The sequence below is a fragment of the Staphylococcus sp. FSL W8-0271 genome (assembly GCF_038006605.1).
GTDB lineage: Bacteria > Bacillota > Bacilli > Staphylococcales > Staphylococcaceae > Staphylococcus > Staphylococcus cohnii.
Map to the genome: position 1 here is coordinate 1,236,505 of NZ_JBBOVM010000001.1, position 25,244 is coordinate 1,261,748.

27 protein-coding genes are annotated in these 25,244 nt (G+C 32.7%); all 27 read left to right on the top strand.

The window, feature by feature from the left end:
* Positions 1 to 20: 20 nt before the first annotated feature.
* Positions 21 to 1,163 carry a cysteine desulfurase family protein gene (locus tag NST87_RS06105; RefSeq protein WP_340721405.1) on the top strand — a complete coding sequence of 381 codons (1,143 nt, stop codon included), beginning with the start codon at positions 21 to 23 and terminating at the stop codon, positions 1,161 to 1,163.
* Positions 1,164 to 2,276 (top strand): tRNA 2-thiouridine(34) synthase MnmA, encoded by a 1,113-nt coding sequence (mnmA, locus tag NST87_RS06110; protein ID WP_019469417.1) that lies wholly within the window; start codon positions 1,164 to 1,166, stop codon positions 2,274 to 2,276. It abuts the gene before it with no gap.
* 197 nt (positions 2,277 to 2,473) lie between these two features.
* Entirely contained in the window at positions 2,474 to 3,139 is a 666-nt protein-coding gene (locus NST87_RS06115) for a tetratricopeptide repeat protein (RefSeq protein WP_040030022.1), read from the top strand.
* A 4-nt stretch (positions 3,140 to 3,143) separates the two neighbouring features.
* Complete coding sequence (recD2, locus tag NST87_RS06120) at positions 3,144 to 5,531, top strand: SF1B family DNA helicase RecD2 (RefSeq protein ID WP_340721406.1); 2,388 nt, start codon at positions 3,144 to 3,146, stop codon at positions 5,529 to 5,531.
* Between the two features lie 299 nt (positions 5,532 to 5,830).
* On the top strand, positions 5,831 to 8,461 hold the full coding sequence (gene alaS, locus NST87_RS06125; protein ID WP_340721408.1) for an alanine--tRNA ligase: 2,631 nt from the start codon (positions 5,831 to 5,833) through the stop codon (positions 8,459 to 8,461).
* Between the two features lie 67 nt (positions 8,462 to 8,528).
* A complete protein-coding gene (locus NST87_RS06130) occupies positions 8,529 to 8,789 on the top strand; it encodes an IreB family regulatory phosphoprotein (protein ID WP_019469413.1) in 261 nt (86 codons plus the stop codon).
* 3 nt (positions 8,790 to 8,792) lie between these two features.
* Complete coding sequence (ruvX, locus tag NST87_RS06135; protein ID WP_019469412.1) at positions 8,793 to 9,221, top strand: Holliday junction resolvase RuvX; 429 nt, start codon at positions 8,793 to 8,795, stop codon at positions 9,219 to 9,221.
* A 16-nt stretch (positions 9,222 to 9,237) separates the two neighbouring features.
* Positions 9,238 to 9,564 (top strand): DUF1292 domain-containing protein, encoded by a 327-nt coding sequence (locus tag NST87_RS06140; protein WP_019469411.1) that lies wholly within the window; start codon positions 9,238 to 9,240, stop codon positions 9,562 to 9,564.
* Between the two features lie 634 nt (positions 9,565 to 10,198).
* Entirely contained in the window at positions 10,199 to 10,840 is a 642-nt protein-coding gene (locus tag NST87_RS06145) for an O-methyltransferase (protein WP_019469410.1), read from the top strand.
* Complete coding sequence (locus tag NST87_RS06150) at positions 10,837 to 11,760, top strand: peptidase U32 family protein (RefSeq protein WP_019469409.1); 924 nt, start codon at positions 10,837 to 10,839, stop codon at positions 11,758 to 11,760. The genes NST87_RS06145 and NST87_RS06150 overlap by 4 nt, the downstream gene beginning before the upstream one ends.
* Before the next feature lie 14 nt (positions 11,761 to 11,774).
* On the top strand, positions 11,775 to 13,043 hold the full coding sequence (locus NST87_RS06155) for a peptidase U32 family protein (RefSeq protein ID WP_019469408.1): 1,269 nt from the start codon (positions 11,775 to 11,777) through the stop codon (positions 13,041 to 13,043).
* Positions 13,043 to 13,666 (top strand): uridine kinase, encoded by a 624-nt coding sequence (gene udk / locus NST87_RS06160; protein WP_019469407.1) that lies wholly within the window; start codon positions 13,043 to 13,045, stop codon positions 13,664 to 13,666. The genes NST87_RS06155 and udk overlap by 1 nt, the downstream gene beginning before the upstream one ends.
* A 25-nt stretch (positions 13,667 to 13,691) precedes the next feature.
* Positions 13,692 to 14,168, top strand: coding sequence for a transcription elongation factor GreA (greA, locus tag NST87_RS06165; RefSeq protein WP_019469406.1), 477 nt, complete (start codon positions 13,692 to 13,694; stop codon positions 14,166 to 14,168).
* Positions 14,169 to 14,452: 284 nt separating this feature from the next.
* On the top strand, positions 14,453 to 15,184 hold the full coding sequence (gene pxpB / locus NST87_RS06170; protein WP_340721411.1) for a 5-oxoprolinase subunit PxpB: 732 nt from the start codon (positions 14,453 to 14,455) through the stop codon (positions 15,182 to 15,184).
* A complete protein-coding gene (locus NST87_RS06175; RefSeq protein ID WP_019469404.1) occupies positions 15,174 to 16,181 on the top strand; it encodes a 5-oxoprolinase subunit C family protein in 1,008 nt (335 codons plus the stop codon). Before pxpB ends, NST87_RS06175 begins: the two co-directional genes overlap by 11 nt.
* The gene (locus NST87_RS06180) at positions 16,181 to 16,615 is read left to right on the top strand and encodes an acetyl-CoA carboxylase biotin carboxyl carrier protein (protein ID WP_019469403.1); all 435 of its coding nucleotides are present in this window, start codon (positions 16,181 to 16,183) and stop codon (positions 16,613 to 16,615) included. Before NST87_RS06175 ends, NST87_RS06180 begins: the two co-directional genes overlap by 1 nt.
* Before the next feature lie 20 nt (positions 16,616 to 16,635).
* Positions 16,636 to 17,994: an acetyl-CoA carboxylase biotin carboxylase subunit gene (locus NST87_RS06185; protein WP_019469402.1), complete on the top strand. Its 1,359-nt coding sequence runs from the start codon at positions 16,636 to 16,638 to the stop codon at positions 17,992 to 17,994.
* Positions 17,994 to 18,752, top strand: coding sequence for a 5-oxoprolinase subunit PxpA (pxpA, locus tag NST87_RS06190; RefSeq protein ID WP_019469401.1), 759 nt, complete (start codon positions 17,994 to 17,996; stop codon positions 18,750 to 18,752). Before NST87_RS06185 ends, pxpA begins: the two co-directional genes overlap by 1 nt.
* A gap of 3 nt (positions 18,753 to 18,755) precedes the next feature.
* Positions 18,756 to 19,988, top strand: a complete 1,233-nt coding sequence (locus NST87_RS06195; RefSeq protein WP_340721412.1) for an NRAMP family divalent metal transporter — start codon at positions 18,756 to 18,758, stop codon at positions 19,986 to 19,988.
* 296 nt (positions 19,989 to 20,284) lie between these two features.
* Complete coding sequence (mtnN, locus tag NST87_RS06200; protein ID WP_019469399.1) at positions 20,285 to 20,971, top strand: 5'-methylthioadenosine/S-adenosylhomocysteine nucleosidase; 687 nt, start codon at positions 20,285 to 20,287, stop codon at positions 20,969 to 20,971.
* An 18-nt stretch (positions 20,972 to 20,989) separates the two neighbouring features.
* On the top strand, positions 20,990 to 21,517 hold the full coding sequence (locus NST87_RS06205) for a YqeG family HAD IIIA-type phosphatase (RefSeq protein WP_019469398.1): 528 nt from the start codon (positions 20,990 to 20,992) through the stop codon (positions 21,515 to 21,517).
* A complete protein-coding gene (gene yqeH, locus NST87_RS06210) occupies positions 21,518 to 22,624 on the top strand; it encodes a ribosome biogenesis GTPase YqeH (RefSeq protein WP_019469397.1) in 1,107 nt (368 codons plus the stop codon). It begins immediately after the preceding gene.
* Positions 22,625 to 22,642: 18 nt separating this feature from the next.
* Positions 22,643 to 23,440, top strand: a complete 798-nt coding sequence (gene aroE / locus NST87_RS06215) for a shikimate dehydrogenase (protein WP_019469396.1) — start codon at positions 22,643 to 22,645, stop codon at positions 23,438 to 23,440.
* A gap of 12 nt (positions 23,441 to 23,452) precedes the next feature.
* Positions 23,453 to 23,743: a ribosome assembly RNA-binding protein YhbY gene (yhbY, locus tag NST87_RS06220; protein ID WP_019469395.1), complete on the top strand. Its 291-nt coding sequence runs from the start codon at positions 23,453 to 23,455 to the stop codon at positions 23,741 to 23,743.
* A complete protein-coding gene (nadD, locus tag NST87_RS06225; RefSeq protein ID WP_026034801.1) occupies positions 23,743 to 24,315 on the top strand; it encodes a nicotinate (nicotinamide) nucleotide adenylyltransferase in 573 nt (190 codons plus the stop codon). Before yhbY ends, nadD begins: the two co-directional genes overlap by 1 nt.
* Positions 24,305 to 24,889 (top strand): bis(5'-nucleosyl)-tetraphosphatase (symmetrical) YqeK, encoded by a 585-nt coding sequence (gene yqeK / locus NST87_RS06230; protein WP_019469393.1) that lies wholly within the window; start codon positions 24,305 to 24,307, stop codon positions 24,887 to 24,889. The genes nadD and yqeK overlap by 11 nt, the downstream gene beginning before the upstream one ends.
* Positions 24,890 to 25,243, top strand: a complete 354-nt coding sequence (rsfS, locus tag NST87_RS06235) for a ribosome silencing factor (RefSeq protein ID WP_019469392.1) — start codon at positions 24,890 to 24,892, stop codon at positions 25,241 to 25,243.
* Position 25,244 lies beyond the last annotated feature (1 nt).

A 25,244-nucleotide genomic window follows, 5' to 3' on the forward strand; every position in this document is an offset into this window, starting at 1 on the left:
ATTTGTAAGGAGTGTCAAACATGGAAGTATATGCAGATTACGCTGCTACAACGCCAGTTAAACAGCAAGTAATAGATAAAATGATGGAAGTCTATACAACGCATTACGGTAATCCGTCCTCTATTCATAGTATAGGTAGAGATGCACGTAAATATTTAGATGAGTCTCGTCGTTTCGTAGCAAAGCAACTCAATGCTAAGCCGAGTGAAGTAATCTTTACAAGTGGAGCAACAGAATCTAATAATACAGCGATTAAAGGTATTGCGTATGCAAATCAAGATAAAGGCAAGCATATTATTACAACTAAAATAGAACATCATTCAGTACTCCATGTTTTTGAACAATTAGAAAAAGAAGGTTTTGATGTAACATACCTTGATGTAGATGTGGAAGGCTTGATATCGTTAGAACAATTAAAAAGTGCATTAACTGATGAGACGATACTCGTTTCAATCATGTTTGTTAATAATGAAATTGGTACAGTACAACCAATGTATGATATTGATGAAATTGTAAGTCATTCAAATGCCATATTTCATGTAGATGCGGTACAAGCAATCGGCCACTTAGACATAGATTTTCATGAATTTGATATCGATGCAATGAGTATTACAGCACATAAATTTGGCGGGCCAAAAGGTATCGGAGTTTTACTAATAAAAACAGGTACAACCGTCAAGTTTCCACAATTAGGTGGAGGACAAGAAGTGAAAAGAAGAGCAGGTACAGAAAATGTTCCCCAAATTGTAGGGTTGTCTGAAGCTTTAAAACTAGCAAATCAGTATAGAGATGAAAACAATGTCCATTTGATGAATTTGAAAAATCAATTTCTTGTTTCATTACAAGAACGATCAGTTCCTTTTGAGTTAAACGGCTCAATGACAGACACTACAGGTCACATCGTTAATTTGTATTTTCCATTTATTGATGTAGAAACCATGTTAACCTTGCTAGATTTAGCCAATATATATGTAGCTTCTGGTTCAGCATGTACTGCAGGTTCCACATCGCCTTCACATGTTTTATTGGCAATGTATGGTGATGATACAAGAGCAAATCATTCTGTACGATTTAGCTTTAATGAACAAACGACCGAACAAGAAATAAAATATTTAGTTACTGAAATTCACAAAATTTATCATAAATTCAAGGAGGAAGTTTAGTTGTCAAATAAAGATACACGTGTTGTTGTTGGCATGTCAGGTGGCGTAGATAGTTCCGTTACAGCACATTTATTAAAAGAACAAGGTTATGATGTTATTGGTATTTTTATGAAGAACTGGGATGACACGGATGAAAACGGTGTGTGTACAGCTACGGAAGATTATAACGATGTCATAGCTGTATGTAATCAAATTGGTATACCATATTATGCAGTTAATTTTGAAAAAGAATATTGGGATAAAGTGTTTACTTATTTTTTAGATGAATATAAAAAAGGACGCACACCAAACCCCGATGTGATGTGTAATAAGGAAATTAAATTCAAAGCATTTTTAGAACATGCACTTAAGTTAGGTGCAGATTATGTAGCTACAGGTCATTATGCACGTGTACGTCGCCATGAAGATGGACATGTTGAAATGTTGCGCGGTGTTGACAATAATAAAGATCAAACTTATTTCTTAAATCAATTATCACAATCTCAATTATCAAAAGTAATGTTCCCGATAGGTGATATTGATAAAAAAGAAGTTCGTAGAATTGCTGAAGCACAAGATTTAGCTACCGCTAAGAAAAAAGATTCTACTGGTATTTGTTTTATTGGTGAACGTAATTTCAAAACATTTTTATCTCAATATTTACCTGCACAGTCTGGTGAAATGCAAACATTAGATGGTAAAAAAATAGGCACACACACAGGATTAATGTACTATACAATAGGACAACGTCACGGTTTAGGTATTGGTGGAGATGGTGATCCTTGGTTTGTTGTAGGCAAAAATTTAAATGAAAATGTCTTATATGTAGAACAAGGTTTTCATCATGAAGCCCTTTATAGTGATTATTTGATTGCTTCAGATATTTCATTTGTTAACCCTGTTGATCTAGAAAATGGCTTTAAATGTACAGCAAAATTTAGATATCGTCAAAAAGATACAAAAGTTTTTGTTCAAAGAGAAAATGATGATGCGATTCGCGTAACATTTGATGAACCTGTACGCGCAATTACTCCAGGTCAATCAGTTGTTTTATATGATGGTGATGTATGTCTAGGTGGCGCTACTATAGATGATGTATACAAAACATCAGGTCAATTAAGTTATGTTGTTTAAACAAATAAATTAATTATCTTGGCAAATAGTAAATAACAATGATTTATTGTTAATTAAATATAAAGTTTTATAGATGAACATGTTTTGAGGAGTAAGCGTACAATATCAAATTTAAATTTTTGATTTGTCACTTACTCCTTTTTTACTGTTTTTTCATTCTTAAATGTTATAATAAGACGTTGAGAGAGAGGGATAGCATGAATCAAGAACAAATTTATACGCTGATAAAACAAGGTAATTTTGAGCAAGCTTTAGCAGCACTATTTGAAAATATAGAAGCAAACCCGAATGAAGTCGAAAACTATATCAATGCAGGTATTTTAATAGCTGAAGCGGGTGAAATAGATAAAGCAGAAAAATTTTTCCAGAAAGCACTAACCATCGACCCAGAAAATGGTGCTGTTTATTACAATTTAGCTAATGTCTATTACAATGAGGGACGTTATAAAGAAGCGGTTAAATTATATCAACAAGCCTTGCAATATAAAGTGGACGAAATAGATACAAATTACATGATTGGTATGTCTTTTAACCAGTTAGAAGCTTTTACAGAAGCACTTCCCTTTTTAATGACTGCCGCTGAAAAGGATAATCGCAATGATGTAGAAGTACAATTTCAGTATGGACTAGTGTTGTGCCACTTAGAAATGTATGAACAAGCCGTTTCACAATTAAAGTATGTACTCACATTAGATGAAGCCCATACGGATGCTTTATATAACTTAGGTTTAGCAACCTATATGTTAACTGAAGATACTGAAAGCGCCATAGAATATTTTGAACGTGCAGTTTCTATCAACCCAGAACATTTGATGAGTCAACATGCCATCAAAACGTTTAAATCAATTGCAGAGGAGGAGTAATTACATGGATAACCCTACATTATTTAATAATTCAATGATTAAAGGTACTGTAGATGCTATCTTGTTTCAAAACAAAGACAATTTTTATACTGTTTTAAAAGTAGATACGATAGAATCTAATGAAGAATTTGATTCTATGCCTACAGTTGTAGGGTTTTTTCCAGAAATTGCTGAAGGCGATGTTTATACTTTTAAAGGACAAGTCGTTTCACATCCTAAATATGGTAAACAGTTAAAGGCTGAAACGTTTGAAAAAGAGTTACCTCAAACAAAAGAAGCTATAATTAGCTACTTATCTAGTGATTTATTTAAAGGCATAGGTAAAAAAACAGCTCAAAATATTGTAAACACACTTGGAGAAAATGCAATTTCAGATATTTTAAATGACTCATCTATTTTAGAAAAGGTACCTAGTTTGCCAAAGAAAAAGCAAAAGCAAATCGCTGAACAAATTGCGAGTAATCAAGAAACAGAGCAAATCATTATTCGATTACATGATTTAGGGTTTGGGCCTAAACTCGCGATGGCAATCTATCAAGTTTATTTAGGCGATACACTCAATATTGTAGAAAACAAACCCTATCAATTGGTTTACGATGTGAAAGGTATCGGCTTTAACAAAGCAGATACTTTAGCACGAAATGTGGGTATTCAGTATAACGATGATGAGCGTTTAAAAGCTGGTTTATTGTATGTATTAGAAGAAGAATGCATTAAGCAAGGTCACACATACTTGCCGACACAAACTGTATTAGAAATGACACAAGAAATGTTGTCGCAACCACCTAATGAAGTGATTGAACATCAACAGTTAGAAAATATGATTCAAGTCCTTGTTGAAGATACTAAATTAGTAAAACAAGAAAGTGAAATAGCAATTCCTAGTTTATATTATTCGGAACTTAAAAGTGTTCAAAACTTATATCGTAATTACACATATACGAATAAATTAAAAGAAATAGAACAATCTGAATTACAATTAGAAATTGGTGAAATAGAACAACGTAATCAGGTTACATATGCAAATTCTCAAAGAGATGCGTTACAAACTGCAATCAATACTAAAATTATGCTGTTAACTGGCGGACCAGGAACAGGAAAGACAACTGTGATTAAAGGTATTGTTGAATTATATGCAGAAATACATGGTTTATCTTTAGATTATGATGATTATCAAAATGATGACTATCCAGTTGTATTAGCAGCCCCGACAGGTAGAGCTTCAAAACGATTGGCAGAATCTACGGGCTTGGAAGCTATGACGATACATCGGTTAATAGGTTGGAACCAAGACACACAACCAGAGGATATTTTAGATAATGAGATTTCAGCGAAATTAATTATTATAGATGAAATGTCAATGGTCGACACTTGGTTATTTCATCAATTCCTTAGTGCCGTCCCAATAGATGCTCAAGTCATATTAGTAGGTGATGAAGACCAATTGCCTTCTGTAGGCCCAGGTCAGGTTTTTAAAGATCTCATTGATTCTAAAGTAATCCCCAGAGTGAATCTAACTGAAGTTTACCGACAACAAGATGGATCTAGTATCATAGAATTAGCACATAGAATGAAATTGGGTGAACCTATCGATATTACACAAAGATTTCACGATCGTAACTTTATCAACTGTTCAACAGATCAAATACCTTCAGTAGTTGAAAAGGTGGTTTCAAGCGCTGTAAATAAAGGTTATGATATGAGTGATATACAAGTATTAGCTCCGATGTATAAAGGTTCAGCGGGTATAAAAAAATTAAATGCTGTATTGCAAACAATTTTAAACCCTAAAGAGAAAGAAACACGTGAAGTTGAATTCGGGGATGTTGTCTTTAGAAAAGGAGATAAAGTACTACAACTAGTAAATAGACCAAGTGATAATATATTTAATGGTGATATTGGAGTGGTTGTTGGTATATTTTGGGCAAAAGAAAATGCCTTAAATAAAGATGTGATTGTCGTTGATTTTGACGGAAATGAAATTACTTTTGTAAGGCAAGATTTATTGGAACTAACACATGCATATTGTACGTCTATTCACAAATCACAAGGTTCCGAATTTCCAATCGTTATTATGCCTATGGTTAAGCAATATTTTAGAATGCTGCAAAAACAAATATTATATACTGGACTAACAAGAGCTAAGCAATCACTGGTGTTTCTGGGGGACCCACAAGCTTTCGAAATCGGTTTAAATACAAATGGTCAAGTGAGAATGACACAGCTTTGTACGTTCTTAAAAACGTATTTTAATAATGATGATCGAAATGATGAAGATGAAGTTGATGATACATTTGATTCGACGACTGTTTTAACAGAAGAAAATATATATAAAATTAATCCTATGATTAATATGGGAGATATTTCACCATATGATTTTGTTGAACATTGACAACGTAGGTTAAAGTAAATACAATATAATTGATTGTGCATAAAGATGAGTAAACTATGGTAGTCGACAAGAGATGTACTGGTTGGTGAAAAGTACAGGTAGCATAGTTGAAAGCTACTTTATGTTAAATAATAAATATACTTATTTAAAGTGATAAGCGAAATTAGTAATCATTATTAATGCTTATAACTAGGGTGGTACCGCGAAACGTTCGTCCCTTTTGATAGGATGGACGTTTTTTATTTTCTTTTTTATCAAATAACTGATATAACTTGAGTTGAGATGGAGGAATTTTAAGTATGAAAAACTTAAAAGCAAGTGAAATTAGACAGAATTTTATTGATTACTTTGTTGAACAAGGACATATGGTTGAACCTTCTGCACCATTAGTACCTATAGATGATGATTCTTTACTATGGATTAACTCTGGTGTTGCGACATTAAAAAAATATTTTGATGGCCGAGAAACACCTAAAAAGCCTCGTATTGTTAATTCTCAAAAAGCTATAAGAACTAATGACATTGAGAATGTTGGCTTTACAGCTAGACATCATACCTTTTTTGAAATGTTAGGTAATTTTTCAATTGGTGATTATTTTAAAAAAGAGGCTATTGAATTTGCTTGGGCATTTTTAACGAATGAAAAATGGATGGCTATGGATCCAAAACGATTGTATGTAACGATACATCCTGAGGACAGAGAAGCCTATAAAATATGGAATGAAGACATAGGTTTAGAAGAGAGTAGAATTATTCGTATAGAAGGAAATTTCTGGGATATTGGTGAAGGACCTTCTGGCCCTAATACTGAGATATTCTATGACCGCGGTGATCAATTTGGACAAGATGATCCTGCAGAAGAAATGTATCCAGGTGGTGAGAATGAAAGATTTTTAGAGGTTTGGAATTTAGTATTTAGTGAATTTAACCATAATAAAGATCATACGTACACACCATTACCAAATAAAAATATTGATACTGGTATGGGGCTTGAAAGAATGGCATCTATAGCGCAAAATGTTCGTACAAACTACGAAACTGATTTGTTTATGCCAATCATTAATGAAGTAGAAAAAGTTTCAGGTAAAAAGTATCTTGAAAAAGATACTTATGTTGTAGCATTTAAAGTCATTTCTGACCATATACGCACAATTTCATTTGCAATCGCTGATGGTGCATTACCAGCAAATGAAGGACGAGGATATGTATTGCGTAGACTTTTACGTCGTGCTGTAAGGTTTAGTCAATCATTAGATATTAATGAACCATTTATGTATAAATTGGTTGATATCGTTGCAGATATAATGGAACCTTATTATCCGAACGTTAAAGAAAAAGCTGATTTCATCAAACGCGTGATCAAATCGGAAGAAGAACGTTTCCATGAAACACTGGAAGAAGGTTTAGCGATATTAAATAATTTAATTGCAAAAGCAAAATCAACGACAAATGAAATCAGTGGTAAGGATGCATTTAAATTATATGACACATATGGTTTTCCAGTCGAACTTACTGAAGAAATTGCAACACAAGAAAACCTTTCTGTTGATATGAATACTTTTGAAGATGAAATGCAAAAACAACGTGATAGAGCTAGACAAGCTCGTCAAAACTCTCAATCTATGCAAGTACAAAGTGACATATTGAAAAAAATAACAACAGAGAGTCAATTTGTAGGTTATGACGTCATGGATCAAAAAACGTTTATTACTGATATCATTTATAATGGAAATTTTGTAAACGAAGCCGAAGCTGGAGAAATCATTTATTTTATTTTAAAAGAAACGCCATTTTATGCAGTGAGTGGTGGACAAGTAGCAGATGAAGGTACAATAAGTAATGAACAGTTCGAAATCAAAGTTACTGAAGTAACCAAAGCACCTAATGGACAAAATTTACACAAAGGTGAAATACAATTTGGAACTGTTAAAAAGAATGACGAAGCGCTTGCTAGTGTAAACCATGTTGAACGAAGAGATATTAAAAAGAACCACAGCGCAACACATTTATTACATGCAGCATTAAAAGAAGTACTTGGAGATCATGTTAATCAAGCAGGTTCACTTGTTGAAGCGGAGAGATTAAGATTTGATTTCACGCATTTCGGACCTTTGACTCAAGATGAAATAGATCACGTTGAGCGAAGAGTTAATGAAGAAATTTGGAATAGTATAGATGTGAATATACAAGAAATGCCTATTGCTGAAGCTAAAAAATTAGGTGCGATGGCATTATTTGGTGAAAAATATGGCGACGTCGTTCGAGTTGTCAATATGGCACCATTCTCCATTGAATTATGTGGAGGTATCCATGTTAATAATACTTCTGAAATAGGTTTGTTTAAAATAGTGAGCGAATCAGGTACAGGTGCTGGTGTGAGACGTATAGAAGCATTTACTGGAAAATCAGCATTTTTATATTTAGAAACAATACAAGAACAATTTAATGCGGTGAAAGCACAAGTTAAAGTGAAATCAGATGATCAAGTTTTAGACAAGGTTATCCAAATGCAAGTGGATGAAAAAGAATTATCTAAGCAACTTGAACAAAGAAATAAAGAAATCACTACATTGAAAATGGGTGATATTACAAATCAGGTAGAAGATATTAATGGATTTAAAGTACTTGCAACTGAAGTTGAAGTCGCAAACGCAAAAGCGATTCGTGAGACAATGGATGACTTTAAATCTAAGTTGCAAGATGCTATTATAATTTTAATCAGTAACATAGATGGCAAAGTATCTTTAGTAGCTACAGTTCCAAAAGAATTAACAGACAGTGTAAAAGCTGGTGACATTATTAAAAACATGGCACCTATTGTAGGTGGTAAAGGTGGCGGCCGCCCAGATATGGCTCAAGGTGGGGGCACTCAACCTGAAAACATAACAGAATCATTACGTTTCATTAAAGATTACATTAAATCTCTATAAGTTCTACGTTTTGTAATGTAGAATTAACAATAAGTACTTTTTAGTCGATATGAAGGAGTGTTACAAAATGGAAAACTTTGATAAAACAATGAAATTTAATTATGACGAAATTCCAAAAGAAGATGTCAAAACAGTACTTCAAAATGTCTATAACACACTGAATGAACGTGGCTATAACCCTGTAAATCAAATTGTCGGTTATTTATTATCAGGTGATCCTGCGTATATTCCACGTAATAATGAAGCTAGAAACCAAATTCGTCGTATTGATCGCGACGATATCATGGAAGAATTAGTTTCAAATTATTTACAAGAGAACTCAAAGTAATTAATGCTAAAACATAAAATTTTAGGTTTAGATGTAGGAAGTAAAACTGTTGGCATTGCTATAAGTGATCTCATGGGTTGGACAGCCCAGGGATTAGATACACTCCATATAAACGAAGATAAGAATGAACTAGGTATAGACAGACTAGTAACGATCATAGAGAAAGAAAAAGTTGGTACGGTTGTCATAGGTTTGCCAAAGAATATGAATAATTCTATTGGATTTCGAGGCGAAGCTTCGTTACAATACAAGGAGCAACTGCAGGAAGCATTGCCATCTGTAGAGATAATCATGTGGGATGAGCGTTTAAGTACCATGGCTGCAGAACGTTCTTTACTTGAAGCAGATGTTTCTAGACAAAAACGAAAAAAAGTAATAGATAAAATGGCTGCAGTATTTATATTACAAGGCTATTTAGATTCTATACAATAAAAAGGAGCGTTTTATAATGACTGAACACAACCATGAATCTGAATTTGAAATTAACAACCAAGAGGAATTATTAACTTTATATGATGAAGATGGAAACGAAGTGCTTTATCGAAAAGTATTAGAATTTTTCCATCCTGAATTTAAAAAAGAATATGTGATTCTTGCTGAAGAAGGTGCAGAATCAGATGATGACGATTTAATCGAATTAGTACCAATGATTAATGAACCCGACGAAGATGGTGAAGGCGGAAAATTCTTACCAGTTGAAACTGATGAAGAATGGGATATGATTGAAGAAGTCGTTAACACTGAAATGGACGACCATGATCATAACCATGAATAATATTTGGACTACACTAAAAATATACATTGATATATAAAGTGTGAATCTGAATTACAAATCGATTCGCTATTGTTTACACTTTGTCTTAGGTGACACTGTTTTTTTACCAATAATTTTACAAAAGCTAATTTGTAAAAAATCTGGTCATCGAGTATAAATATCATGTTATTAAACTGAATTTAAAAATTTCAGTTCATACTGTCGACAAGTTTCTAACTTTGTTGGCAGTTTTTTTGTATTCATTATGTCGGGTACTAACTCAACCTGAAATCTTAGACTAGTGTTATTTTACTCCAAAAGCCAACGCAAATGACTACACTATTTAATCCAAGAGCCTTCTGTATTAGTTTCTTATACACATTTAATATGTGAAATTGATGTAATATTCATTATAGCTACATAAACAAGTTAGTTATCACAATTTACACTTATAATATAAATGGCTTTGTGGTAAAATATATAAAGTTAAAATTAAATTTATGAGATAATTTCAAAGAATTATATAAAAGTGGTTCGTAATATAAGAACATATAGCTGTTGTTATTAATTGAAATACAATCAGTCATTATCATTGGCTGATTTATTTTATTTGTCAAAAACACTTTGAAATATTTACATTGAAGGAAGTTTTGAAATGGATAATAATCAATCATATTTATTAGAATTGCACAAAGAGAATGATATCGCTATTGAACAACTTAGACCATATGCTGTGGAACATCATGTTCCAATTGTGGATAGGCTAACTTTAGATATGATTAAGCAACTGATTAGAATACATAAACCCAATCGTATTTTGGAAATAGGCACAGCAATTGGTTATAGTAGTATGCAATTTGCTTCTGTTTCTAAGGAAATAAAAGTGGTTACTATCGAGCGTGATGATGACATGCAATTAAAAGCCAAAGAAAATTTTACGAAATTTGGATATGAAACTCAAATTGAGTTAATTGAAAAAGATGCCTTAGAAGCTTTCGAAAACATACAACATCAATCATTTGATATGATATTTATCGATGCTGCGAAAGCACAATCAAAAAAGTTTTTTACTTTGTATGCGCCTTTACTCAAAGAAGGTGGAATAGTAGTTACAGATAACGTTTTGTATCATGGTTTTGTTTCTGATATTTCCGTAGTGAGAAGTAGAAATGTTAGACAAATGGTAAAAAAAGTACAAGAATATAATGAATGGCTGATGGCTCAACCTCATTTCAGAACTAATTTCCTTAATATGGATGATGGTCTAGCTATTTCGATTAAAGGAGAATCAAAATGACAGAATTATTAGTAACGCCAAAATCTGTTAAACATATTGAGACATTAATTGAAAAAGGTGCAGATGCTTTTGTAATTGGCGAGCAAAAATTCGGCTTAAGATTAGCAGGAGAATTCAACAGAGAAGCGTTGATAGAAGCAGTGGAATTAATACATAAACATGGTAAAAAAGCCTATGTGGCAGTAAATGGTATATTTCACAATTATCATTTAAATGCACTAAAATCATATATAGATTTTTTACACGAAGTAAAAGTTGACCGCATTATATTTGGTGATCCAGCGGTAGTTATGTATGTAAATGAACAAGAAAACCCAATTCCATTAAATTGGGATGCAGAAGCATTAGTCACAAATTATTTCCAATGCAACTATTGGGGTGAAAAGGGGGCGCAACGCGCGCAACTAGCTAGAGAATTAAGTTTAGATGAAATATTAAATATAAAGAAACATGCAGATGTAGAGATTGAAGTACAAGTACATGGTATGACTTGCATGTTTCAATCAAAACGCATGTTATTAGGTAACTATTTTACTTTCCAAGAAAGACAAATGAAAATTCATCGAAACAAAGTAGCTAATGAGTTGTTATTATATGATGAAGAACGTGATAACAAATATCCTGTTTTTGAAGATTACAATGGAACGCATATTATGTCGCCCAATGATATATGTTTGATTGAAGAGTTAGAACAGCTTTTAGCAGCCAATATTGATGCATTCAAGATTGACGGTATATTACAAACCGAAGAATATATCAATGTTTGTACAGAACAATATAGAGAAGCAATTGATTTATTCAATGAAGATCCAGAAGCTTATGATGATGAAAAATTTATGCTCGTAGATCCGATTGAAGCTATTCAGCCTGAACATCGTCCATTTGATGAAGGATTCTTGTATAAGCAAACAGTATATTAAGGGAGGTTTAAATAATGAAATTATTAGAAAAAGTTGAAAGCAATACTAATAATAAGATTAAAAAACCTGAACTACTTGCCCCAGCAGGTAATTTAGAAAAACTCAAAATAGCAGTACATTATGGTGCAGATGCTGTATTTTTAGGTGGACAAGCGTATGGTTTAAGGTCCAATACGGATAATTTTACGATGGAAGAAATCAAAGAAGGTGTGACATTCGCACAGCAATATGGGGCGAAAATTTACGTTACAACTAATATTATTGCACATGATGAAAATATTGCGGGTTTGGATGAATATTTAAAAAATTTAGAGTCAGCCGGTGCCACTGGTATTATTGTTGCGGATCCACTAATCATTGAAACATGTAAGCGCGTAGCGCCGAATTTAGAAATTCATTTATCAACACAACAATCACTTTCAAATTATAAAGCTGTAGAATTTTGGAAAAATGAAGGGTTAGATCGTGTAGTATTAGCACGTGAAACAGGTGCTATGGAAATGAAGAAAATGAAAGATAAAGTAGATATTGAAATTGAATCATTTATTCATGGTGCAATGTGTATTGCGTATTCTGGTAGATGTACATTAAGTAATCACATGACAGCTCGAGATTCTAATAGAGGTGGTTGTTGTCAAAGCTGTAGATGGGATTATGACCTATTGGAAATTGATAAAGACGGTGATTTAGATTTATATTATGAAGAAAATGCAGTGACACCTTTCGCAATGAGTCCAAAAGATTTGAAACTTATAGAGTCAATCCCTAAAATGATGGATATTGGTGTGGATTCACTTAAAGTTGAAGGACGCATGAAATCAATACATTATATTGCAACTGTTGTATCTGTATATCGCAAAGTCATCGATGCTTATGCAGAAGATCCTGATAATTTTAAAATTAAGCCAGAATGGTTAACTGAGGTGGAAAAATGCGCTAATAGAGACACTGCTTCAGCATTTATTGAAGGCACACCTGGTTACGAAGAGCAAATGTTTGGGCAACAAAATAAAAAAAACTCGGCTTATGATTTTTGTGGATTAGTTCTTGGTTATGATGAAAAAACCAAACTCGCTACGATTCAACAGCGTAATAAATTTGAGCCTGGGGAAGAAATAGAGTTTTTTGGTCCTGAAATTGATACATTTAGACAAGTTGTTGACACTATTTATGATGAAGAAGGTAACAAACTTGATGCTGCACGACACCCATTGCAAATTGTGCAAATTAAAGTTGATCATCCAATTTATACCAACAACATGATGAGAAAGGAAATTGGATAATGAAACGTACGACTATTATTGGAATCGCTGGTGGTTCTGGTTCAGGTAAAACATCAGTCACAAACGAAATTATGAAAAATTTAGAAGGCCATAGTGTTGCATTATTAGCACAAGACTATTATTATAAGGACCAATCGCATTTAAGTTTCGAAGAACGTTTAGAGACCAATTATGATCATCCTTTTGCTTTTGATAATGACTTATTAATAGAAAATTTAAACGATTTGAGAAATGGTAAACAGATTGAAGTACCAACATATGATTATACAAATCATACTAGAAGCGATGAAACGATTGCATTTAAACCAAAAGATGTTATTATCGTAGAAGGCATATTTGCGCTTGAAAATAAAACGTTAAGAGATTTAATGGATGTCAAAATTTATGTTGATACCGATGCAGATTTACGAATCTTACGTCGCTTACTTCGCGATACAGAAGAAAGAGGTCGTACAATGGATTCTGTTATAAATCAATATCTAAATGTAGTTCGCCCAATGCATAATCAATTTATAGAACCTACAAAAAGATATGCAGATATTATCATTCCTGAAGGTGGAAGTAATAAAGTTGCGATCGATATAATGACGACAAAAATTCAGACTTTAGTAAGTAAACAATAGTATTTTAGTAAAGGAAGATGACAATATGGAAAACCAAAAACAATACCCTATGACACAAGAAGGTTTCGAAAAGCTAGAAAATGAACTAGAAGAGTTAAAGACGGTTAAGAGACCAGAAGTCGTTGAAAAAATAAAAGTAGCCCGTTCTTTCGGAGATTTATCTGAGAACTCTGAGTATGATGCTGCTAAAGATGAACAGGGATTCATCGAACAAGACATCCAAAGAATTGAGCATATGCTACGTAATGCACTTATAATCGAAGATACAGGTGACAACAATCAAGTACAAATTGGGAAAACTGTAACTTTTGTAGAATTACCGGGTGAAGATGAAGAAGAATATCAAATTGTTGGATCTGCTGAATCTGATGCATTTAATGGTAAAATCTCAAATGAATCACCAATGGCTAAAAGTTTAATTGGTAAAAAATTAAACGAAGAGGTTCGTGTGCCACTACCAAATGGTGCTGAAATCAATGTGAAAATTGTAAATATCAAGTAATATTAAAATCCCGTTAACAACCAATGTTAGGGGGATTTTACACTTTATAAATAAAAATATATACTTATCTTCAACTATTTGATAAATTTATATCATTGATACAATTATTGAAATATTAAGATAATTTAGAGCTGATTTGTATTTAACAATAGTAGTTAATTATCAACAATTATAACTATTTTTAATTAAACATAGTCTCTCAGTTAATGATACAATTATAATGTTGTACACATATTAATGTTTGAAAAATAGTTTAATGTATATACTACAAAGGGGGAAAAATGTTGGAATATAAATTAATCAACGAAGAGACAATTATGATTTACTTTGAACAACAAATTGATCCTTCGACATTTAAGGAAGTACAAAAAGTTGAAAAGTATATTAAAGATCAGCAACATGAAGCTATTATTGAAATTATACCTTCTTATCGAGCAATAATGCTACATATAGATATTACTAAACAAAGTTTAGCGAAAGTTGTTAATGAACTGAATCTAGAACAATTAAACAAACTGGATTTTGATGAAAATTTAAGTGAAGTAAAAATCATTAGTTTACCAGTACTTTATGGTGGTAATTATGGTCCGGACATTCAAGAAGTAGCTACACATAATCAATTATCAATAGAAGAAGTAATTAAGTTACATACAGAGAATACATATTTAATTTATATGCTTGGGTTTATGCCAGGTTTTCCATTTTTAGGTGGATTAAATTCAAAGCTAGCTACTCCTAGAAGAGAAGAACCAAGAACAAGTATTCCAGCAGGTTCAGTTGGTATTGCGAATAATCAAACAGGCTTATATCCAAAACAATCTCCAGGAGGTTGGCAAATCATCGGCCGTACACCAATTACGGTATTTGATATTTTAAGAACGCCTATGTGTTTATACGAATCAGGAGACTATATAAAATTCTATTCTATAGATGAATCAACGTTCGAACAAATTGTTGAAGCACAACAAGGTGAATTTGATATTGAGAAATGGGTGAAAATTCAATATGAGTATTAAAATTATTAATCCAGGTTTATTTAGTACGATTCAAGATTTAGGAAGAATCGGTTATCAAGACCAAGGATTTTCTACTGCAGGTGTATTGGATCAATATGCTTATAGAACTGGACTAGCGTTAATTGGTAATGAAGGGCCAGCGATTGAATGTACTATTATTGGCCCAACGATTGAATTCTTAGAAGATAATACATTTGTATTAATAGGTGCTGAGTTTAACGCAACCATTAACGATATATCTATTGATGAAGCTACTGTAATAGCAGTAAAAAAAGGTGATGTATTGAAAGTTGGTCAAGTTATTAATGGGGCCAGAGGATACTTATTATTTGGTAAACCTTTGAAAATTCAAAAAGTTGCAAATAGCTATGCTACTCATACACGAAGCCAAATTGGTGGTTTTAAAGGGCGACCATTAAAATCTGGTGATGTAATAGAGTGTGAAAATAATCATTCGTATACACGTCATCTTGGTTTGAGTTTACTTATTGATGTCACAGAGGTTAAAGAAAACACTATTCAAATCATCGAGGGGCCTCAAATTGAAAACTTTAGCCAAGAAGCGCAACAAAAATTAGTGGCCAATGAATTTAAAATATCAGAAAAGTCAGACCGCATGGGCTATCGATTACAAGGTGAAACGATTTCACCAACCACATCGGCAGACATAATATCAGAACCTGTTGCCTTAGGCAGTATACAAGTTCCAAATGATGGTAATCCTATTATTTTATTAAATGATAAACAAACAGTAGGTGGCTATACAAAAATAGCGACTGTTTGTGCATCTGATTTACATAAATTAGCTCAAATGCAACCCAATGATACGATTCGTTTTGAATGGACTACAATCGATGAAGCAGTTAAAAAATTAGAGCAACAAGAAGAAGCATTTAAAAATACAATTAAAAGTATTTATGAACAACCTATTTTTGATGTTACACAATTGAGAAATACATCTATACGCATTAATCATTTATTGAAAGGGGAATTATAATGAATTTTGAAAAAGTAGAGCAATTAATTAAAATCGTAAAAGATAACGGGGTTAAAAAATTTAATTATAAAGATTATGAAAATGAAATAACGATTGATTTTACAGATAATACATCAGCATCGCCCGCGCAACAACAATTAGCTTCAAATAATGAATCAAGTTTAAATGGGCAAGATATATCAAATGAAGAACAATCAAATCAAGCTGTCAAATCACCTATGGTTGGTACGTTTTATTTACAAGATGAAAAAGAATTAACAAATCCACTCATTCGTGAAGGTGATGAAATTAAAAAAGGAGATACCATTGGTTACATAGAAGCAATGAAAGTAATGAATGAAGTAAAAAGTGATGTGGATGGTGTTGTAGACACTATACATGTCAATCACGGTTCAAATGTTGAATATGATCAAACAATTATAACTGTGAAATAAGTTTAAAGGGGGTATTTGAATTGTATCGTTGTTTAATTGCAAATAGAGGAGAAATTGCTGTAAGAATTATTCGTGCATGTAGAGAAATGGATATTGAAACTGTGGCTATCTATGCTTTAGGGGATGAGTCAAGTCTACATGTAAGTTTAGCTGATCAAGCGATATGTATTGGAGAAGCCAATGCATTGGATAGCTATTTAAACCAAGACAGAATCATTAGTGCTGCAAAAATAAGTGGTGCGAATGCAATTCATCCAGGGTATGGTTTTTTATCAGAAAGCACTTCATTTGCTAAAAATGTTGAAGAAAATGGTATTTATTTTATAGGACCAACTGATCAAACCATGGAAATGATGGGTGATAAAATAACAGCACGACAAACAGTTGATCAAGCGAATGTACCAATCATACCTGGTTCTACTTCTGCAGTAGAGACAATTGAAGAAGTTAAAGAAATTGCGCATGACATTGGTTACCCACTTGTATTAAAAGCTGCCAGTGGTGGTGGCGGTAAAGGTATAAGAATTGTCAAAGCAGAAGAAGCCTTGGAAAAGTCATTTAAAGAAGCAAAAAGTGAAGGGCAAAAATATTTTAATGATGATCGTGTATATGTGGAAGCATTTATACCTGTAGCTAAGCACGTGGAAGTACAAATACTAGGAGACGGTAAAGATAATTACATACACTTAGGTGAGCGTGATTGCTCAGTTCAGAGAAAAAATCAAAAATTAATTGAAGAATCACCATGTGCTGCATTATCCGAAAATATGAGAGCATCTATGTGTAATGATGCTGTAAAAGTGGCTAGAGCATCTAATTATAGAAGTGCAGGTACTATCGAATATTTAGTGACAGAAGATGCTTATTACTTTATTGAAATGAATGCGCGTATTCAAGTTGAACATACAGTAACTGAAATGAGAGCGAATCGTGATTTACTTCAAGCTCAGCTGTATTTAATGAAGTATGGTTCATTACCATTCAACCAAGATGAGGTACTGTTTGATGGACATGTCATTGAAGTGAGAATCAACGCAGAAAATCCTCAGAAAGGATTTCAGCCTTCTCCAGGTAAAGTAAAAGCGTTACATTTGCCACAAGGATTTAACGTACGTATCGATAGTTTGCTTTATCATGGCTATACGGTATCGCCAAATTATGATTCTCTTGTAGCGAAAGTTATCGTAAAAGCACCTAATAGAGCTTCGGCAATAAACAAATTAAAAGTAACATTGGATGAAATGGTAATTGATGGTTTTACTACCACAGCTGATTTCCTATATGCAGTTTTATCATATCCACAATATGCCAATGGTGATGCAAAAGATGTAGATATTAAATTTTTAGATAGACATCAAATAATTAAGGAGGAAGCATAATGAAAGTTGATTTGAACTGTGATTTAGGCGAAGCTTTTGGAAATTATTCATTCGGTGGAGACGATCAAATTATTCCGTTAATTACGTCAGCAAACATTGCATGTGGTTTTCATGCTGGTGACCAACATGTTATGTATCAAACGGTGGAATTAGCTAAAGCAAATGGTATTGGTATTGGCGCACATCCTGGTCTTCCAGATTTACAAGGATTTGGCCGTAGAAATATGGACTTGTCACCGAAAGAAATTTATGATATCGTCATTTACCAGCTCGGTGCATTAAGTGGATTCTGTAACGTTCACCAAGTTAAAATAAATCACGTAAAACCACACGGTGCACTGTATCAAATGGGTGCACGTGATAAAGCAATCGCACATGCGATTGCTCAAGCTGTATATGATTTTGATGAATCATTAATTTATGTTGGATTATCAAATACACTACTTGTTACAGAAGCGCAAGCTGTTGGTTTAACTACGGCTTCAGAAGTGTTTGCAGATAGACGTTATGAAGATGATGGTCAATTAGTGAGTAGAAAAGAAAGTGAAGCCTTAATAACTGACACAGAAGAAGCCATTGAACAAGTTGTTAAAATGGTTAAATCACAAAAAGTAATTACGAAAAACAACAAAGAAATTGATATTCAAGCAGATACAATTTGTGTTCATGGAGATGGTGAACATGCACTAGAATTTGTTACAAAAATAAGAGAAAGATTATCGAAAGAAGGCGTTTCTATATCTAAGCTGGGAGGCTAACACATGGGAGAAAAATTAAAAACAGAATCGAAGGATTTTGAATTTACAAAAAATCATAAAAGGTTATTATTAGGTTCTGTATTCTTAATGGCTACATCTGCAATTGGACCTGCATTTTTAACTCAGACTGCAGTATTTACTGCGCAGTTCACTTCAAGTTTTGCTTTTGCGATTTTATTATCAATATTGATTGACATAGGAGCGCAAATTAATATTTGGAGAGTGTTGGTCGTCACAGGTAAACGTGGACAAGAAGTAGCTAATGAAATATTTAAAGGATTAGGTACTTTTATATCGATATTAATTGCAATAGGTGGACTCGCATTTAATATTGGTAATATTGCAGGTGCGGGATTAGGATTGAATGCAATTTTTGGCTTAGATGTAAAGATTGGTGCAGCTATTACAGCAGTATTAGCAATACTTATTTTTGTAAGTAAAAGTGGTCAAAAAATTATGGATGTTGTCACGATGTTTTTAGGTGTTTTAATGATTGTAGTTGTTGCATTTGTAATGTTTAAAGCTAACCCGCCATATGCTGACGCAGCTAAACATCTTGTGATGCCAGAACAACCTTTAGCACTTGTTTTACCTATTATCACATTAGTAGGTGGAACAGTTGGCGGTTATATTACATTTGCTGGTGCACATAGAATATTAGATTCTGGCATCCGTGGTAAACATTATTTGCCATTTGTAAACAAAGCGGCTATTTCAGGAATATTAACAACAGGTGTGCTTAGAGCATTATTATTCTTAGCGGTACTTGGTGTAGTCGTTACGGGCGTAACTTTAAATGATACAAATCCACCGGCTTCAGTATTTGAGCATGTATTAGGACCAATTGGTCGAAATATATTTGGTGTTGTATTATTTGCTGCAGCAATGTCTTCAGTTATTGGATCAGCATATACAAGTGCAACTTTCTTAAAAACATTGCATAAATCGATCTATAACAAAACAAATATTATTGTAATTTCATTTATAGTCATTTCAACTTTTGTTTTTCTATTCTTAGGAAAACCAGTAACATTATTAATCGTTGCAGGTGCTTTAAATGGACTTATCTTACCTATTATATTAACGACAATACTTATTGCTAGTAAACGAAAATCAATCGTAGGGGACTATCATCATCCGACATGGATGCTTTGGTTTGGTATTTTAGCTGTTTTAGTCACAATTGTTACAGGTATATATTCACTGCAAGGATTGACACAATTAATAGGTAGTTAACAATACGAATATAGTTATTAAGTAACCATTCTCTAGTTCTTTATGCTTATAATAAGGACTTAGAGAATGGTTTGTTTTATATTTATACTTGCATTAAATAAGCATTGCCATTTCGTTTTAAAATAATAGCAATGTATTTACATGTTAAATCAAATTGATAATGCGAAAATTTACATAAATTTCTTACGATAAATAATGAAGTAATAATTTGATATAAATATGCTTCAATCGTCGAGCTATCAGTTTAAATGTGATAGAATAACTAAGGTTAGGATTTTAAATTGAGGTGAATAACAATGATCGGTATTATTGGAGCTATGGAAGAGGAAGTAGCAATCTTAAAAAATAAACTTGTGAATTTAGAAGAGATTAATATTGCACATGTATATTTTTATAAAGGTTATATAAATGATAAAGCAATCGTATTAACTCAAAGTGGCATTGGTAAAGTAAATGTAGCCATTTCAACAACATTATTAATTGAAAAGTTTAAACCTGATTTAATTATTAATACAGGTTCTGCAGGTGCATTGGATAAATCGTTAAATGTTGGTGATATCGTAGTAAGCGATATGGTTGCTTATCATGATGCTGATGCCAGAGCATTTGGTTATCAATTAGGACAAATCCCACAAATGCCTGCACAATTCGTAGCAGATAAATCATTGATTGACAAAGCGACACAAGTAATTACAAATCAACAACTAGTTGCTAAGGTAGGCTTGATTGTAAGTGGTGACAGTTTTATTGGTACAAAAGACCAACGAATGAAAATTAAAACAAATTTCCCTCAAGCGATGGCTGCAGAAATGGAAGCAACTGCAATTGCACAAACTTGCTATCAATTCAATTTACCATTTATTATCACTCGTGCAATATCAGATTTAGCAGATGGAGACGCTGGTATCACATTTGATGAATTTTTAACAAAAGCAGCAAAATCTTCTAGTACTATGGTAGAAAATTTAATTAAAAAAATATAAAAAAGGTGAATAGAAATAATGGGTATAATAAAGAAATACTTTATGCCAAATGAATATGTGCAATCAATTTTTCAAATTGATATAGATAAGCTTGCAAAATCTGGCGTAAAAGGTATCATTACTGATTTAGATAATACACTAGTGGGATGGGATGTTGCCTATCCTACAGAAGCAGTTAAAACTTGGTTTGAAGAAGCAAAACAAAAAGGCATTACGATTACAATAGTTTCTAATAATAATGAAAAAAGAGTAGGTAGCTTTTCTAAATCTTTAAAAGTAGATTATATTTTTAAAGCAAGAAAACCAAGAGGGCGTGCGTTTGATCCTGCAATGCATTCTATGAGTTTACACCCATCAGAGATAGTAGTTATTGGTGATCAAATGTTAACGGATGTATTTGGTGGTAACAGACGAGGTTTATTTACTATTATGGTAGTACCTGTTAAACAAACGGATGGCTTGATTACTAAATTTAATCGTCTTATTGAACGCAGATTATTACAACATTTTAGAAAAAAAGGATATATAAAATGGGAGGAAAATTGATTGAGTGAATTGGATGTATTGAAATGTATAGGTTGTGGTGCACCTTTACAGTCTGAAGATTCTGATGCACCAGGTTATGTTCCAGAACATAACTTATTTCGTGAAGACGTTGTGTGTAAAAGATGTTTTAGACTGAAAAATTATAACGAAGTACAAGATGTAGGTTTAGATAGCGATGACTTTTTAAATTTACTCAATGGCTTGGCAGATAAAAAAGGAATAATAGTAAATGTTGTGGATGTATTTGATTTTGAGGGTTCATTTATCAATGCAATTAAACGTATCGTCGGCAACAAAAAAATTATTCTTGTAGCGAATAAAATAGATCTTTTGCCAAAACAAATAAATAAACGTCGTGTAAAAGAATGGTTGAAGAAAGCAGCTAAAAAATATGGACTTGACGCTGAAGATGTTGTGCTTATTTCTGCAGACAAAAATGAAGGTATTGAAAATCTATTAACTTCTATTAACAGTATCAGAAACGATGAAGACGTATATATTGTAGGAACTACAAATGTAGGTAAATCAACTTTAATTAACAAATTAATAGAACGCAGTGTAGGCGAAAAAGATGTTGTTACAACTTCAAGGTTTCCTGGCACAACCTTGGACATGATTGATATTCCACTTGATGAAACGACGTTTATGTATGATACACCAGGAATTATTCAAGCGCACCAAATGACACATTTAGTATCTGAACATGAACTAAAAACAATTATGCCTAGAATAGAAATTAAACAACGTGTTTATCAGCTTAACGAAGGACAAACATTATTTTTCGGTGGACTTGCACGTATAGACTATATAAGTGGCGGGAAAAGACCGTTAGTCTGTTATTTTTCTAATGATTTAAATATTCATAGAACAAAAACAGAAAAAGCAAATGAATTATGGCGAAATCAATTAGGATCTGTATTAACACCACCTCATAATCCTGAAAATTTTGATTTGAGAAATGTTAAAGCTGTAAGGTTAGAAACTGGTAAAGAAAAACGTGATGTAATGATTTCTGGATTAGGTTTTATCACGATAGACGCAGGTGCAAAAGTTATTGTGCGCGTGCCAAAAAATGTTGATGTTATTTTAAGAAATTCAATTATGTAAGGTTAAGGTGTGTAAAATATGAAATATGCAGTAATAGGCCATCCAATTGATCATTCTTTATCTCCAGTGATGCATAATGCTAATTTTGAATCTTTAAATTATAATGCAACATATGAAGCGATTAATATTCCTGAAGATAAATTTCATCTAATAAGAGAAATTATTTCAGATAAAGCACTTTCTGGTTTTAATGTAACAATTCCACATAAGGAACGTATTATACCTTTTTTAGATGAAATTGATGAACAATCAGAAACTGTAGGTGCCGTGAATACGGTTAAGATAGAAGATGGTAAATGGATTGGTTATAATACAGATGGTATAGGTTATGTTAAAGGCTTGCAACGCGTGTATCCTGATTTAAAACATGCCTATATCTTAATTTTAGGTGCAGGCGGTGCTAGTAAAGGCATTGCGAATGAATTAACTAAATATGTACAACCTAAACTTACTATTGCAAACAGATCTCTGGACAGATTTGAACAATGGAATTTGAATGTAAATAAAATTAGATTATCCGATGCTGAATTAGCATTATCCGAATTCGATATTATCATCAATACGACACCGGCAGGAATGAACACAAACCAAGAAATACCAATTAGTTTGAAGCATTTAGAGTCTGATACGTTAGTGAGTGACATTGTGTATGTACCTTTTAAAACACCGATCTTAGAACAAGCTGAAGCCCAAGGTAACCCAATCTATAATGGCTTGGACATGTTTGTTTATCAAGGTGCAGAAAGTTTTAAAATTTGGACAGATACAGAACCGGACGTGCAAGTTATGAAACACACAGTTTTAAATTATTTATAAAAGGAGCATTTTATGTTAACAGGTAAACAAAAGAGATTTTTGAGAAGTAAAGCACATAATGTTGACCCAACTTTCCAAATCGGAAAAGCTGGTGTTGGTGAAAATATGATAGAACAATTAAATGATATTTTAGAAAATAGAGAATTAATAAAAATACATGTACTACAAAATAACTTTGAAGACAAAAATGATTTAGCGCAAACTTTAAGCGATGCAACTCATAGTGAAATTGTTCAAGTAATCGGGTCTATGATTGTCTTGTATAAAGAATCACAAGATAATAAACAAATTCAATTACCATAATGTCTAAAAAGATAGTCTTATATGGTGGGCAGTTTAACCCGATTCATACAGCTCACATGGTTGTTGCCAGCGAAGTGAATCATGTTATTAAACCAGATTTGTTTTACTTTATTCCAAGTTATATGTCACCACTCAAAGCGCATGATGATTACTTAGATGCGAAATATAGAATTGATATGATCCATTGTGCAATTAACGAACTTGGGTTTGGATCTGTTTATTTAGACGAAGTCGAACGCAAGGGACAAAGTTACACTTATTTTACAATTAAACATATTTTAGAAAAACATCCAAATGCTAAACTATTTTTTGTTATAGGCACGGACCAATATATTCAATTAGAAAAATGGTATGCGATTGAAAATTTGAAATCAATGGTAACCTTTGTAATTGTGAATCGTGGTAAAGCAAAGCAAGAAGTTCCAAATAATATGATAGCAATTAATATTCCACGCATAGATATAAGTTCAACACTCATCAGGGAAAGGGTAAAACAACATAACAATATTCAAACGCTGGTGCCTCAAAGTGTAGAGAAATATATCAGAGAGGAAGGATTATATGAAATTTGATGAAGCTGTCTCCCTAGTTAAAGACAAATTACCTGAGAAAAGATATAATCATTCACTAAGAGTAGCAGAAACTGCTGTTAAATTAGCTGAACAGTATGATGGGGATAAAGATAAGGCAAAACTCGCAGGTATTTTACATGATTATAGCAAGTACGATGATTTGGGATCTATGTATCAGATTGTTAGACAAAATGATTTGGATAGTAACTTGTTGAGTTACGGATCTGAAATCTTACACGGTCCAGTCTGTGCTGTTATAATGGAGCAACAATTTGGTGTAAACGATGAAGAAGTGTTACTTGCCATTAAAAATCATACAACTGGTCGTGCTCAAATGACTAAAACAGAAAAATTAGTTTTTATCGCAGATTATATTGAACCTGGTCGTCAAACCCCAGGCGTTGAAGAAATTAGAGATTTAGCATACAATCAAGGTAGCTTAGATAAAACCATTTATGAAATATCTAAGCGAACTGTTTTATATTTAATCACGAAAGATATTACCGTTTATGATGCCACGATTGCTTGCTTGAATTATTACAATTATAGTGACAAAAGAGTAAAGGATGATTAAATGAAATCAGATCAATTATTAAATTTAGCTGTCAATGCAACTGAGAATAAGAAAGCAGAAGATATTATTTCTTTAAATATTCAAGGTATTAGCGATATGACTGACTATTTTATCGTATGCCACGGCAATAATGAAAGACAAGTTCAATCCATCGCACGTGCAGTTAAAGATGCTGCAAATGAAGCGGAAATCGAAGTAAAACGAATGGAAGGCTTTAATGAAGCAAGATGGATTTTAATTGACTTGGCCAACGTAGTAGTACACGTATTCCATAAAGATGAACGTGATTATTACAACTTGGAGAAATTATATCGTGATGCACCATTAGAATCTTATGGACAGGCAGTTTATTAAT